This window comes from Brevibacterium sp. ACRRH (assembly GCF_022346365.1).
Lineage (GTDB): Bacteria > Actinomycetota > Actinomycetes > Actinomycetales > Brevibacteriaceae > Brevibacterium > Brevibacterium paucivorans.
The window spans coordinates 1-12,838 of record NZ_JAKRMN010000007.1 but is presented as its reverse complement, the minus strand read 5'-3'; the positions used below and the strand labels follow the sequence as shown (position 1 = coordinate 12,838).

The following is a 12,838-nucleotide window of genomic DNA, read 5'->3' as shown; positions in this document are numbered from 1 at the left end:
GTCATGCGGATCGCAATATTCACCGAGGTTTTTCTTCCAAAAATCGACGGTGTAGTCACGCGGTTGCTGGGCACTTTGGACCAGCTTCACGACATGGGGCACGAGGCGGTCGTGTTCGCTCCGGGACACCCGCCTGCACGTTATGCGGGGTTCCGGGTAGAACCCGTCCGGTCGATTTCGTTTAAGCCGTGGTATCCCGAGCTTAAGCTCGGATTGCCCACCGAGCGGATCGCAACCACTATGGAACGGTTCGAACCGCACGTGGTTCACGCGGTGAATCCGGTGTGGCTGGCCGCGTGGGGAACCATGGCGGCCACACGACGCAATCTGCCACTGCTCGCGTCGTTCCACACTGATGTTCCAGAGTACGCCACCCGCTTGGGGCTCGAATGGATCACCGACACGTCTACGCGCTGGGTGCGGTACATGCACAACCGTGCCGAGGTGAACCTATGTACGTCCGGCCCCATGGTGAAGCGCGCACAAGAGGCGGGCATTCGCAACGTTGGGTTGTGGCCGCGGGCGGTCGACACGCAGACGTACTCGCCTGAGAATTATTCGCAGAGCATGCGTGAGCGGCTCACGGGTGGCAACCCTGACGACCCGCTGGTGTTGTATGTGGGAAGACTGTCCAAGGAAAAGGACCTCGACGTGTGCCGAGGCATGCTGGAACACCTGCCGGCGAACACGCGACTAGCTATGGTGGGGTCAGGGCCGCACAAGGCGCAGTTGGAGGCGATGTTCGCAGGGACGAACACGGTTTTCACTGGCTACATGTCGGGCCAGGATCTGGCGGCGGCGTACGCGAGTGCGGATGCGTTTGTGTTCCCGTCGACAACCGAGACGTTGGGGCTCGTGGCACTTGAGTCGTTGGCGTCCGGTGTGCCGGTGGTGGGGGCACGTGCCGGGGGGATTCCGTACGCAGTTGCTGACGAGCGTACGGGCTTTCTGTTTGAGCCGGGGAATTCCGCCGAGGCTGCCCACAAGATTTCGTTGCTGTTGGACAACCGCTCACTGCGGGAGAAGATGGCGCGTGCTGGTCGCGAGCAGGCTCAGGAGTGGGGTTGGCGAACTGCAACCGAGGCCTTAGTGGGCTTTTATGAATCCGCGATTGATTTGCACCGGTATGCGCCCAAGTCGCTGGTGGGCCGATTGCGGTCGTAGGTTCATTCCGCGGCCAGGCGCATGGCTTCACTCCACGTGCCGAACGTGTTGCGCACTGTAGCTCCTGCAGGGCGTTCCCGCCCTTGGGCTCGCTCTGCTTTGACCCATTCTTCGTATGCCTTATACGAACGGTTGTCACTGGCTTTGCTGAAGTCGGTCATGGCCTTGCGGAAATCGTCGTGACTAAACCTGCTACTTCCCCGAGCTCGCCCGGTTTTTGCGGTAGGGATCCCAACGGCGTCGAGTGCGTCGTTCCATGCGCCCCCGCCCAGGTGAGCGCGCACGGTTTGGCTGGTGGGTGGCCACAGGCGCACGCCTGCGTTTCCGCTTCGAGGCATGCAGGCGACGATCTGCGACCGCGCCTTGTCGTATGCCGCTGCGCTGAGTGTTTTTGCTCCTGTGCGGCCCACCACGACTTTCGCCGCGGTGGCGAGTTGCAGAATGGGTGTAGCGTCAAGCTCGTGTGCCTTTTGCTTTGTGAGCAGGTCAGTGATTTGCGCGTGGAGGTCCGCGTCGATGCCAGCATCGGAAGCGGATTCGATGTCGTGCACCAGGGCATATATGTAGAGAGTGGCTACTTCAGTGAGCTGGTGCTCAGGATGTGACATGCGTCCTCCGTGTTTACGGTGCGTTTTCCGGGTCTGATCATCTCATATCGAACGGTTGTGGCCCTCCGCTTTGACCTGCAACGGCATCGAGAATGACATTAAGATAGAGCGACTGAGTGATATCAGTCACATAGTCTATGCGATGACTCCCGCGCTGGAAGGTGAACCGATGTTAAAGCCGTCATTCCGTCAGATCCTTGACAACTCAACGCGTCCGTGCGTTGGCCTGTGGAACTCTTCGGCAAGCCCAGTGGCCATGGAAGTTCTGGCCATGTCCGGCGCGGATTTTATTGTGATCGACGGCGAGCACGGGCCCATCGAATTGCGTGAGATTTTGGCACTTCTGCAGGCGTGCGAGCCATATCCGGCGACGGCTGTTGTCCGTGTTCCGTGGAATGACGAAGTCAGGATCAAACAGGTTCTCGACCTCGGTGCGCAGAACCTCGTGGTTCCTATGGTGTCAAGTGCCAACGAAGCGCAGCGAGCGGTGGAAGCGACCCGGTATCCCGCGCCTCACCGTCCGGGAAGGCGAGGCATGGGTGCGGTGTTAGCGCGGTCCGCACGGTGGGGTGCGGTTACCGACTACAGCGAGTCCGCAGACTCAACAGTCAGCCTGACTGTGCAGGTTGAAACGGCCCAGGGTGTAAGCAATGTGGAGGAAATCATTGCGACCGAAGGGGTCGACGCTCTGTTTGTTGGTCCGGCAGACTTGGCTGCTCACATGGGGCACGTGGGTGATTCTTCCCACGCCGAGGTCGTCGCAGCTGTCGATCATGTGGTGAGTGTCGCTGTGGCGGCTGGAATTCCCGTGGGCGTGAACGCATTTTCGCCACGTGACGCGGACCGGGTTTTGGATGCGGGTGCTGACTTCGTTGTCACCAGTGCCGATGTCCTGCTCATTGCTCAGGGCGCACAAGAGCAGGTGGCCCGAATCCGCGCACGAGACTCACGATCATAAGCTCAGTTACACGATTAGCCCACCTTGGACAGCCAGCGAACTGCTGCGCCCTCGCCTGCGTGGCGGAATGGTTCCAGCTCGTTGTCCCAGTCCTGGCCCAGGAGTGCGTCCATGCGTTCCGCGAACAGGTCGGGGCGACCGGAAGCAATTTCCATGACTGAACGGATGCGGTCTTCGGGGACGACGATGTTGCCGAAAGCATCGGTGATGGCGTGGTAGATGCCCAGTTCGGGCGTATGGCTCCACCGGCCACCGTCGTGGCCTTCTGACGGTTCTTCGGTGACTTCGTAGCGAACGTTGTCCCAACCACGAAGCGCAGAGGCGATCTTGGCACCTGAACCAGCTGGGCCACGCCAGCAGATTTCGGCACGCAGAAGTCCTGGTGCCGCCGGTTGGTCGGACCAGTCAAACTTAGCTTGTGCGCCAAGAGCACCGCCTGCTGCCCATTCGATGTGTGGGCACAGTGCACGCGGTGCAGAGTGGACGAACAGTACGCCCTGAGTATTCATTGTTTCCTCCTTTGTGAATACGTCTTCCCCTACGATCCACAACGGAGGTCAGTTCATAGTTTACGGCACGACTCGCACGAACAAAAACAGGCTGAGCCGTAAGCTTTGCTAATCTTGTCTTTGCGCCCCTGTAGCTCAGCTGGTTAGAGCAGAGGACTCATAATCCTTTGGTCGTCGGTTCAAGTCCGACCGGGGGCACTTTTGATGCCTAAACGTTTCTGCGTGAAGCAAGCCGGCTCAGAACGGCACGGGCACCGTCCACGCACGCAAAACGGTCGGTGGTGAAGTACGTTTCAAAGTCGGTTCTCCTTTCTGCCCCAGGCCGTGCAAGCCGGTGCGCAGTAATCATGGCAGACCAATCTGAGCTCACCACGACCACTCCGTATTCGTTGCGTAACGGATCCGATGAGTCCAACGGCCCAGTCATGATGTTCGGCAGGGTGGTCGCGACCGACTCCCCTGACACGGACGCCAGGACTCCCACCGCGGGAGCGATACTACGGATGAGGTCACCAATGGTCGGATCCAGGCACTCGTCAGAAGAGTGAACTACCACGACAACCGCGGACGGTCCTGCGTGTTTAGCTCGTTCAAGCAGAGACCGGATCTCTTCGAGCAGAAGGTCTTGGGAGGTAATCAGTGGGTCGCGCCCCAGTGACTGGCTGATGGAGTACGGGGTTCCCTGCACTTGCTTGTTGCGCGTGTAGTGGTCTGCCAGGTAGTCTTCGGCGGCCATTTCGAGGGGTTCGGGAGTTTCGGTTCCCGGCCCGAAGAATGGTCCGCTGATGAGGCGGACTCCCATTTGCTCGGCAAGGTCAACGTCGCGTTCGTCGCGGACGCCGCGTGCAAAGATTACGCCCGAGGTGCGTTCGATGTGGGATTGAAGGAGCCACGTGAGTTTGGAGAGGTATGCGCGGTCTTCGATGCGCAAGACATCCGGGTGGAGTCCCACAATTGACGGGTTGATGAGCGGGATGAAGGAAAGCGACTCCAGGTCCAGACCCACGTTGCGGATTCCGATCCCCCAGCCCATCTGACGGGCCGAGCGGATTGAGCGCAATACGGCAGCCGGATTGTCGCGCACGCTTGTGTGATCGAGTTTCAGGATCATGGAGCGCGCGTGGGAGTCAGGGCGTTCTTCTAGCGTGACGAGGGATTCAGGTTCGGCTGAGAAGAAGAGGCGCGTGTTTTGTGTAATGCCCGTATTCTCGGCATCCCGCAACGCGATGCCACGGATCGATGAGTCGTAGTCACCGGTGTGGTCAGACAACTGGATCGATTCACGTAAGCGGTCGCTGTCACAATCGTCGATATCGCGACGGAACGGTGTAACCACATAGCCTGCAGGAGATCCCGTTACGTTGTCGTGGACGGGTTCAAATTTGGTGCCAATGAGCCCGTGCCGGATCACATGTTCGAGGTCGTCAGAATCCACCGAACGTCTCCTCACAGTATTGCTTAAGTGTGTAGGACTTGCGCAGGTTGTGGCGCAGGGCTCCCAAAGAAACTCTCCATGGGAACCGTTCTTATTCTTCCACAGCTTAGTTGCTAACGCGTGCGACGTCCCTTCACCATGTCATAAACGCCCACACACCCGGCCAGAGCAACAATGACCGAAATGATGGCAAATGACAGCGCAAAGGTTCCATCCCAGCCCACCGCTTGTTCAAACCCAAAGAAGACGCCCGTGATACTGGCAATACCAACTGCGGTTCCCAAACGTTGCCCGGCCTGGATGACACCTCCGGCTGAACCCGCGTACGCCACGGGCACGTCGTTTAAGGAAAGTGTTTGATTGGGGCTAATCACGACGCCTTGAGCGCCACCGACAAATGTCAGCGGAATCATCATCCACCACACGCTCACATCAAACGACCGGTTGAGGAGGGCGACGCTAGCCGTGCCAATCAGTCCCACAAGCACCACCACGATACCCATGACGACCAGCTTGCGACCGTACGTAAAAACCCGGGTGCCCGACCAGCGAGAGGTAAAAATTGACAACACGGCGGCAGGGAGTCCGATCATGCCAGCCTCGAAGGCAGTGAAGTCGTGCCCCTGCTGAAGGAATACCGCAACGATCACCCACACGCTTGTCACGCCGGTGAACTGTAGCGTGATGAGTAAGGTTCCGTTCGCGAAACTGGGAGTACGAAAAAGCGCCAAATCTACCATGGGTTGGCGACCTCGTTTGGTGTAGTGGCGTTCCCACAGGGCCCAGGCAGCAAACATCATGAGTCCCACTGGCAAGAGCAGATACGCCAGTCCGCTTTCGTGCTGAAGGAATGGCAGCATGACGAACAGAATTGCCAGGGTAAAAATAATTGTCCCCACGGGGTCGATGTCAGGTACGCCGGATTTGAGCGCACGCCACGCACCTTGCGGGAACCACAGGAATGCCAAGATGATCGCGAACACAACAATGGGAACGTTGACCAAGAACGAGGATCGCCAGCCCCACTCAGGGCCCAACAATGCGATCAAAACACCGCCCAGAACCGGGCCAATGGCAACCGAAACACCTACTGTCGCACCAAACAAACCGAAAGCAACGCCACGTTGCTTACCGGTGAAAAACTGTTGGATCAGCCCCACTGTTTGGGGGTTCAGAAGGCCGGAGCCCAGCCCCATGCCCACACGCGCGAGGTTCAACACCAACGTATTTGGGGCAAGCCCCGCGACCAACGATCCCGCACCAAACAGGACCAGACCGGCGATAAATAAACGACCTCGGCCGTAGACGTCCCCTGCGCGACCGGCCGGCACCAGCAGAACACCGAACGCCAGCGTGTACCCCGCAAGTACCCACTGAAGAGCTGAATTGGTGGCACCAATTGTCGACTGCACAGACGGCAGAACCACGTTGACGATCGAAACGCTGAGCAACGCCGAAAGCAACGGCACGAGCGCGACTCCAAGGAGTCTGCGCTGCTCAAGTGTCATCTCACCTGAGCTCATGACTTCTGTGCGATGACGGCCCGGTATATGTCTTCGAATGTGCTCACGGTGTGGCTGATGTCGTGTTGGCGGGCAATCGTCTGGGAAACTTCACTCATGTGGCCGAGGTCGTCCTCCCCTGCCGTCGCGAGGCGGGTGAACGCGGTTGCGAGTTCGTCTACGTTGCGAGGTTCGAAAAGGTAGCCGTTCTCGCCGTGACGGACCAGGTGGGGAAGGGCAACGGCGTCGGCGAGGACAACGGGCTTGCCGGATGCCAACGCTTCAAGTGTGGCGATCGACTGCAGTTCCGCGGTAGATGGCATACAGAAGAAGGTAGCGTCTTTGTACGCCTGCACAAGTTGTTCTTGGCTGACTTTGCCGGGAATGTTGACGCGGTCCGCAATGCCGAGGTCCTGCGCCTGTTGTTTCAGTGCCTGAAGTTGTTCACCTGCCCCGATGATCGTGGCGTGGAGGTTCAGTTCTGGTGAGGTGCGTGCAACTGCTGCCAGCAGGTCCTCGATGTGTTTTTCGCTTGAGAGGCGGCCCACGAACAGAACTGAAGGTGGCTTGTCCCCCGCGGGTTCGTCGCTGGGCGCGAACTCCGACAAGTCGATTCCGCACGACACTGGGCGGACGTGGCGTGTGAAGCCGTTTTCGGTGAGGAGATCGGCGGCGAGCTGGGTGGGAACGGTGAGATAGTCCGCTTGCTCGAACTGGTTCTTCAAATCCCGCCAAGCCATGCGGGTGCCGACCGAACGAACCGGGCCAGGGGCAAGGATGTAAGGTTCCACGTTGTTGGGCATGAAGTGGTTAGTGGCCACCAGCGGGATGTTCCGGGTGGTTGCTTCAGCGATTGCATACCGGCCAATCACAAAGTGAGCTTGCGTGTGAATAACGTCCGGCTTAATCGTGTCAATCAAGTTCTTGACGGCAGGTTTGACCCACCACGGCATGCAGATCATCCATGTGGGGTGCCACGGCCAGTGCCAGGACCTGATGTAGTGAACCCACACATCGCCTGCGCGTTCACTGCGTTCGTATCCCGAAGGTGACGGGCAAATGACATGAACTGAGTGCCCTTTGCTCGCTAAACCATTGGCGAGTCGCTCCGCAAAAACTGCTGCGCCATTCACTTCGGGCGCGTAGGTTTCGGCGGCCAAACAAATCGTCAAGGGCTCTGAAGCGGCGTGGTGCTCTTTCAGTGTTACTCCCAGTTCGGTCGTCATGGTCGGATTTCAATCTACCGCACTTGGGTCGAGGTTCGTCCAATGTACGTGTCAGACGTGTCGTTACGCACGTGTTCTTACGTGCTGGTTTGTGCTTTGAGTTCGGCTCTGCGCAGTACGTCTGGATGGTACTTGGACAGAATAAAGACTGCGCCGCATGCGCTCAAACCGATAAGGCTCATCACGATCACAACCCACACGGGAGCGTCTGTTGCTTCTCCCAGGATCACGGCACCAAGAAACACAGCGACGATAGGGTCGATCACGGTTAGTCCTGCGATGACGAGTTCTGGCGGACCGGACGCATAGGCGGACTGAACAAAAATGGATCCGGCTAGTCCGGCCAACACGATGGCGGCGACGTTCAGCCACGTGATGCCACCAAGTCCGTAGGTCAGAAACTGCACGGAAACCACGTGGGTGTTGGTGGCAACGCACGCGAACAAGATTCCGCCTGCAATGACGTATACCAACTGTGGTGGGGCTTTTATGATCAGCTTCACTAACGTGAAAACGGCGATAGATACGCCGGTGGCCCACACAAGGGGCAGCGTCTCGGCACCCTGCTGAACTTGAGGTTTCGCCACCATGGCCGACATAAACACGAAAAGCCCCACACCCACGGTGCACCACGCGACAGAGGCGATGATGCGTTTTGTGAGTTTGAGGTTTCGAGTTCGTTGGGCGATGAGGACTGAAATGACGAGTGAGATCGCACCTACTGGCTGTACAACCATCACGGCTGCAAGAGCCAGGGACAGCGTGCCGCAGATAACCCCGACAACGGTGATCGACATTCCCAGTACCCACGTGCGGTTTGAGAACATCCCTAGGAAAGACTTCACACCGAACTTGGTGCCGGTGGCATGGGACTCATTGACACCTCGGTGTTGGAATACCGCCCCGAACGCCAAAGCCACGGCCGATACGACGGCGAGGCATAGTGCGATAGGAGTAGTATTCACAACGATTATCTTAAAGGGGAGATTCTGAACGTTTGGTGACTGCCACGGGGGCGTGGGCCACTATTTGATGCCCATCACGCCACATAGGGGCACGGACCAGTCCAGTTGCTGGGCCTTTTCAAACAGTGGGAGGGCTTTTTCGCGTACGTGGGCGGGGATTTCGACGGCTTTGCGTGCGTCCATGTCCACGTGAAGTAGCACGGTTTCGAAAATCATTGCGAGCTGGTCGCGTTCGCGGTCCAGGACGAGCACTACGAGGTGGACACCTTTTGAACCGAGCTTCACCGGGTACACGTGTCCCGTGAGGCGTTCACCGAGTGTCATTTCCGCCAGGTAGCGCAGGTGATGTTCGACTGTGAATAGCGAGAGGCGGTGTTCGTCACGGTATGTGCTGTCGAAACCGGCTTCCTCCATGAGGGTCAGGGAGGCCAGTGACGCCACGTCGATGTAGTGGCGAATGTTCATGTGTTCGTTGTGGTCGATCCACTCTGGTGGCACGCGTAGGTCTGCGTGAGCGGGAAGTTCCATGACTTGGTCGAAAGTGGGGAGCGTCATTACTTTTCCTTTCGAGGTCCGAGGTTCTTGAACGAGAATAACCTACGGGCGGATTCCACGGATATACGCGTCGATGAGCCATTCGTGGAGATCTGGGATTTGTTGCTCTACAAACGCTGGAAGAGGACGGGTGGCGGCAGCGACTCCGACGATGAGTCGCATGGCGTCAATGTCACCGATCAGGCCCGCTTCACGGGCTCGGACGAGGATGGGGTCGAAACGCGCAAGGCGGTCTGCGCGGGCGGACGACACTCTTTCCGAGGTCGCGAATTCTGGATCCTCTTCAGCCACTGCAACGAGCTGGGCGCTCAAATGCGTCTGGGCGAGCTCGATGATGAAAGTGCGCCAGGCCGCCTCCGGGCCAGCGTCCCACTGCTCTAAAGCGCGGTCCATGGCGGCGAGTCCCTCGGAGCTCATCTGCATAACCAGGGCGAGGAAGAGATCGCCACGTGTAGGGAAGTGCCGATAAAGTGTCGCAATTCCAACACCGGCCTCCGCTGCAATGGCCCGCAACGAAACACCCGCGCCTTGTTCTGCGATCAAGGTGCGGGCAACGCTTAGTAGTGCCTCTCGGCTCTGTTGAGCATCTGACCTCATGTGACCTCCCGTGTTTGCACCCCATGTTTGCACCAGTATAACCGGAGCGCTATGCTTCTTTTATATCCGGAGCGCCGTGTTCCGTTTAGTGAGGAGTTGTCATGTCAGAAACCGCACAAAAGACAAAAGAGACATCGGAGACGAGGAAGCGTCGCCAACTTGGTCCGGTCGCCATCACCGGGCTTGTAAGTGTCATCATCGCCCTTATGTTGCTGGCCTTCCTTACGCCAGCTATTCACTCAGGCGCGCACGACATTCCTTTGGCCGTGTCAGCACCGGAACCTGCCAAGGCCGCATTGACGCAAAAGATCGAGGCATCTGGCGCATTCAAGGTTGTTGACGCTTCTGGCCCAGAGGACGCCGTAGAGAAGGTGAAGAACCGCGAGACGGTTGGCGCAATCTCTGCCACCCCGACTGGGACTGAGGTCACCATCGCCAGCGGCGCTGGAGCACCATATGTGGCGGCGCTGAAAGGCGTTGCGTCACAGATGAAAGCCGGCGGGCAGGAAGTCACTGTCAACGATGTTGCGCCTATGACGGAGCAAGATCCGCAGGGCATGGGCTTGGCTTCAGCGCTGTTGCCACTGATCTTCGGAGGTATGGCTTCGTCGGTGTTGCTCGCTACGCAGCTGAAGTCCGCAAGCAAGAGGACTCTAGGCGCTGTTGGCGTGGCAGTGCTAGGTGGACTCGTCGCCGCCGCGATTTTGCAGCCGTGGTTTAACGCCGTAGCTGGTAGCTTCTGGTTGCTTTGGGCTGGGCTGTCGCTTGGAATTCTTGCGATCTCGAGCACCGTGCTGGGCTTGTTTTCGGTCATGGGATTCGGAGGAGTTGGCATTGGTGCTGTTCTCATGCTGTTTGTCTCCAATCCGCTGTCAGGCTTTACTGCTGGCCCCCACTGGCTCCCTGCTGGTTGGGGTGCGTTGGGGCAGTGGATGCCAGTCGGCGCGGCCGGCACTTTCCTTCGTTCGGCTGCCTATTTCGACGGTCGCGGCTTAGGTGCCTCTCCTTGGGTGCTCGTAGCCTGGATTGTCGCTGGCTTGTTCCTGATCGCGATCGGAGCTCGCCGACGGAAGGACTGAGCTAGAACGGCTCTGGTTAGAACGACCTCGATTAAAGGGTGACAGCCAGCACTGCCGCTCGACTAAGCCACCACCGGCCGGGTTTGCCAGATCAGCTTCAATCAGAAAGGTGGTGGCGAATCAGAATGGTGGTGGTTCTTTGCTGGGTTCCCATGGTCGGGCGTCGCCGTTAAACACCTCCCCTGCGTTTGCGTACTCGTCAGCGACCGCGCGGTCATACCCGCTCACCGCCCCGTCAGTTCGCCCGTCAGCCTGGCCGACAGTTCTTCCGTCATCTGACCCGGCAGTTTGCCCACCAGTGCCCCTGTCCGTTTGTACGGGTGTTCTCCGGCTGGGCGCCTGGCTATGAGCGCTTGTTTGTTCTGTTGCTAGGTAGTTGTTGATGGTGTGGCTGATGTCTTGGTCACCGGTATCGAAGTACTCGATTAACCGCTCATAGTGAAGTTGGTTGATCCTCGATTCTGGTGGGTAGACCAGCATGGCACCAATCCTGGGCAGCACCCACGCCAGGGAACCGTCATCCATCTTGTCGACGCGGAGTCGTTTCTGGGTTTTCTCTTGATGATGCCGTTTACACAACGGGTGCAAATTCTCCATCACAGTCAACCCACCATTCTCGGGGTCCTGATGGTTGAACGGTTCGATATGGTCCTTCTCACACACCCTGGCAGGGACCGCGCACCACGGGACACTGCAATCAGGGTGCCTAGCTTCGACCATGCGTTTCAAAGCTGCTGGTATGTAGTACTTCGTCGGCGTAGACTCCAGGACTACCCCGGTTTGCGGGTCGGTGAACATCCGGTACACCCACTTCGCCTGAGCAATCACCTCATCAGCAGTCTTAGCATCTAACGGCACCCGACCATTCATCATCACCGGAACCCGCACATCTGGGTCCACATTGACCGGTAGCCCAAAATCAAGCTCACTGCCCGCAGCACTATCAGCACCTGGCGAGCCTCCGGCACCCGGTGGCACATCAGTCCCTAGTGGCGCACTACTCCCCTGGTTCTGGGATGTTTGTTCTTTGGTTTCGTGTCTTCCAGAATCTTGTTGTTCGGGTCTGTGTTCACCTGGCCCGGGGTCTTTTCCGGATCTTTGTCTTTTCGGTCTGCGTTTCTCGAATCGGTGCTTTTCGTTTTCGTATTCTCTTGGTCTGTGTTCTTCGTTTCCGTCGGGACTTCGCTCTTGTCCAATGTTTGGTGGTGGGTTGTTCATGAGGAAGTGCAGTACCGGGACTGTGAGAGTAATGCTGGCTTGGGATTTCAACCATTCTTCTTTTTCAGGCATCGACACGCACAACTCAAGCTCACAAACCTGCTCAGCCTGCTTAGCTTCACACCTGTCAGCCCACACAGAACCGTCCGCATCGCCCGGACCGGGCCCATCAGCACCAGGCCCGTCAGTTGCGGAACCGCCGTTTGCATCAGCACCGTTAGCGTCAGCAGCGGGAATCCCCGCCTCGAAAGCACTGTTTGTACCCTTGGCAGTAGCGTTCCCGCCCTGAGCTTGTGTGCCGTTTTGGAGGATCACTTCAGCCCCATCCGTACTCGGGCTATCTGGCCCGGTGTAGGTGACTCTGATCGGTGCTTGTTTACCTGTCCGGGTCACTCGGACACGCAGCGTGGTTGAGGGTTTAGCCCCTGTGATCAAGTCCAGGGTGAGTTGGTCCATGAGCCGGTCATCATCAACCTCAACCCGACCTAGATCACCAACCCGCACTTCAGAAACTTCACCGTTGTCTTCGGTGACGAAAAGGGCTTGTTGTTCATCCGTCAACGTGGCAGTGAAAGGTTCTACGTGGTTCGCCATGATTGCCCTGGCAGTCCCGCGTACACGCTGATAAAACGCTTCCATCTCCAACACCGGTCCAGTCAGACTCAACGTGGCTGTACCGTCATCATTGACCCAGTACGACACTGACCGGTTACGTTTCGCGTTCTCCGCCCGGGTTTCTGGGGTCGTGAGCATGGCAAGCACTTCAGTGACATGCCGTTTAAAGGTTTTCCATGACACGTCCACCCGTTTACTGGTGAGCATGTCATCAAACACGGGGATACACACCCCAGCACGACCAACCCTGCCAGCGGTATACAACACCCGGTCGAACCCGATCACAGGGCTTGTCAAGTTGTTTGTGTCTGAGTGTTATAGGTATTTGTTGATTCGGTCGGGGTAGGCCGTGGCGAGTTGGGCCAGGGCTTGTTTCCAGTTCGTGGTTTGTCGTCCTTCTATAAGCC

General features: G+C 58.1%; 12 protein-coding genes and 1 tRNA gene. 4 read left to right on the top strand and 9 right to left on the bottom strand.

Features of this window, described 5'->3' with window-relative positions; genetic code table 11:
• The first annotated feature begins 3 nt into the window (after positions 1–3).
• Positions 4–1,164, top strand: a complete 1,161-nt coding sequence (locus tag MHX53_RS08145; protein ID WP_239272097.1) for a glycosyltransferase — start codon at positions 4–6, stop codon at positions 1,162–1,164.
• Positions 1,165–1,166: 2 nt separating this feature from the next.
• On the opposite strand, the gene MHX53_RS08140 is transcribed toward MHX53_RS08145, so the two are convergent.
• Positions 1,167–1,772, bottom strand: coding sequence for a hypothetical protein (locus tag MHX53_RS08140; protein ID WP_239272095.1), 606 nt, complete (start codon positions 1,770–1,772; stop codon positions 1,167–1,169).
• A gap of 169 nt (positions 1,773–1,941) precedes the next feature.
• Between MHX53_RS08140 and MHX53_RS08135 the strand changes: the two genes are divergently transcribed.
• A complete protein-coding gene (locus MHX53_RS08135) occupies positions 1,942–2,730 on the top strand; it encodes an HpcH/HpaI aldolase/citrate lyase family protein (protein ID WP_239272093.1) in 789 nt (262 codons plus the stop codon).
• Positions 2,731–2,744: 14 nt separating this feature from the next.
• On the opposite strand, the gene MHX53_RS08130 is transcribed toward MHX53_RS08135, so the two are convergent.
• Entirely contained in the window at positions 2,745–3,239 is a 495-nt protein-coding gene (locus MHX53_RS08130) for a DUF3145 domain-containing protein (protein WP_239272091.1), read from the bottom strand.
• 124 nt (positions 3,240–3,363) lie between these two features.
• Here MHX53_RS08130 and MHX53_RS08125 point away from each other — a divergent pair.
• A tRNA-Ile gene (locus MHX53_RS08125) sits at positions 3,364–3,437 on the top strand.
• Positions 3,438–3,447: 10 nt separating this feature from the next.
• Here MHX53_RS08125 and MHX53_RS08120 read toward each other — a convergent pair.
• From MHX53_RS08120 to MHX53_RS08095, 6 genes are all read right to left on the bottom strand, one after another.
• Positions 3,448–4,674 carry a hypothetical protein gene (locus MHX53_RS08120; protein ID WP_239272089.1) on the bottom strand — a complete coding sequence of 409 codons (1,227 nt, stop codon included), beginning with the start codon at positions 4,672–4,674 and terminating at the stop codon, positions 3,448–3,450.
• A gap of 113 nt (positions 4,675–4,787) precedes the next feature.
• Positions 4,788–6,182, bottom strand: a complete 1,395-nt coding sequence (locus tag MHX53_RS08115; RefSeq protein ID WP_343212361.1) for an MFS transporter — start codon at positions 6,180–6,182, stop codon at positions 4,788–4,790.
• 11 nt (positions 6,183–6,193) lie between these two features.
• Positions 6,194–7,402 carry a glycosyltransferase gene (locus tag MHX53_RS08110; RefSeq protein WP_239272085.1) on the bottom strand — a complete coding sequence of 403 codons (1,209 nt, stop codon included), beginning with the start codon at positions 7,400–7,402 and terminating at the stop codon, positions 6,194–6,196.
• Positions 7,403–7,479: 77 nt separating this feature from the next.
• Positions 7,480–8,367 carry a multidrug transporter gene (locus MHX53_RS08105; protein WP_239272083.1) on the bottom strand — a complete coding sequence of 296 codons (888 nt, stop codon included), beginning with the start codon at positions 8,365–8,367 and terminating at the stop codon, positions 7,480–7,482.
• Positions 8,368–8,427: 60 nt separating this feature from the next.
• The gene (locus tag MHX53_RS08100; RefSeq protein WP_005884675.1) at positions 8,428–8,922 is read right to left on the bottom strand and encodes a thioesterase family protein; all 495 of its coding nucleotides are present in this window, start codon (positions 8,920–8,922) and stop codon (positions 8,428–8,430) included.
• A 42-nt stretch (positions 8,923–8,964) separates the two neighbouring features.
• Positions 8,965–9,519, bottom strand: coding sequence for a TetR/AcrR family transcriptional regulator (locus MHX53_RS08095; RefSeq protein WP_239272081.1), 555 nt, complete (start codon positions 9,517–9,519; stop codon positions 8,965–8,967).
• 101 nt (positions 9,520–9,620) lie between these two features.
• Here MHX53_RS08095 and MHX53_RS08090 point away from each other — a divergent pair, with 101 nt between their 5' ends.
• Positions 9,621–10,598 carry a hypothetical protein gene (locus MHX53_RS08090; RefSeq protein ID WP_005884671.1) on the top strand — a complete coding sequence of 326 codons (978 nt, stop codon included), beginning with the start codon at positions 9,621–9,623 and terminating at the stop codon, positions 10,596–10,598.
• Positions 10,599–10,718: 120 nt separating this feature from the next.
• Here the strand turns inward: MHX53_RS08090 and MHX53_RS08085 are convergent, their stop codons facing one another.
• The gene (locus MHX53_RS08085; protein WP_239272079.1) at positions 10,719–12,728 is read right to left on the bottom strand and encodes an HNH endonuclease signature motif containing protein; all 2,010 of its coding nucleotides are present in this window, start codon (positions 12,726–12,728) and stop codon (positions 10,719–10,721) included.
• Positions 12,729–12,838: the final 110 nt, after the last annotated feature.

Excerpts from the sequence above, each read along its gene's own strand:
- MHX53_RS08145 (WP_239272097.1), top strand. The coding sequence starts at position 4 with ATGCGGATCGCAATATTCACCGAGGTTTTTCTTCCAAAAATCGACGGT.
- MHX53_RS08140 (WP_239272095.1), bottom strand. The coding sequence starts at position 1,772 with ATGTCACATCCTGAGCACCAGCTCACTGAAGTAGCCACTCTCTACATA.
- MHX53_RS08135 (WP_239272093.1), top strand. The coding sequence starts at position 1,942 with ATGTTAAAGCCGTCATTCCGTCAGATCCTTGACAACTCAACGCGTCCG.
- MHX53_RS08130 (WP_239272091.1), bottom strand. The coding sequence starts at position 3,239 with ATGAATACTCAGGGCGTACTGTTCGTCCACTCTGCACCGCGTGCACTG.
- MHX53_RS08115 (WP_343212361.1), bottom strand. The coding sequence starts at position 6,182 with ATGACACTTGAGCAGCGCAGACTCCTTGGAGTCGCGCTCGTGCCGTTG.
- MHX53_RS08110 (WP_239272085.1), bottom strand. The coding sequence starts at position 7,402 with ATGACGACCGAACTGGGAGTAACACTGAAAGAGCACCACGCCGCTTCA.
- MHX53_RS08100 (WP_005884675.1), bottom strand. The coding sequence starts at position 8,922 with ATGACGCTCCCCACTTTCGACCAAGTCATGGAACTTCCCGCTCACGCA.
- MHX53_RS08095 (WP_239272081.1), bottom strand. The coding sequence starts at position 9,519 with ATGAGGTCAGATGCTCAACAGAGCCGAGAGGCACTACTAAGCGTTGCC.
- MHX53_RS08090 (WP_005884671.1), top strand. The coding sequence starts at position 9,621 with ATGTCAGAAACCGCACAAAAGACAAAAGAGACATCGGAGACGAGGAAG.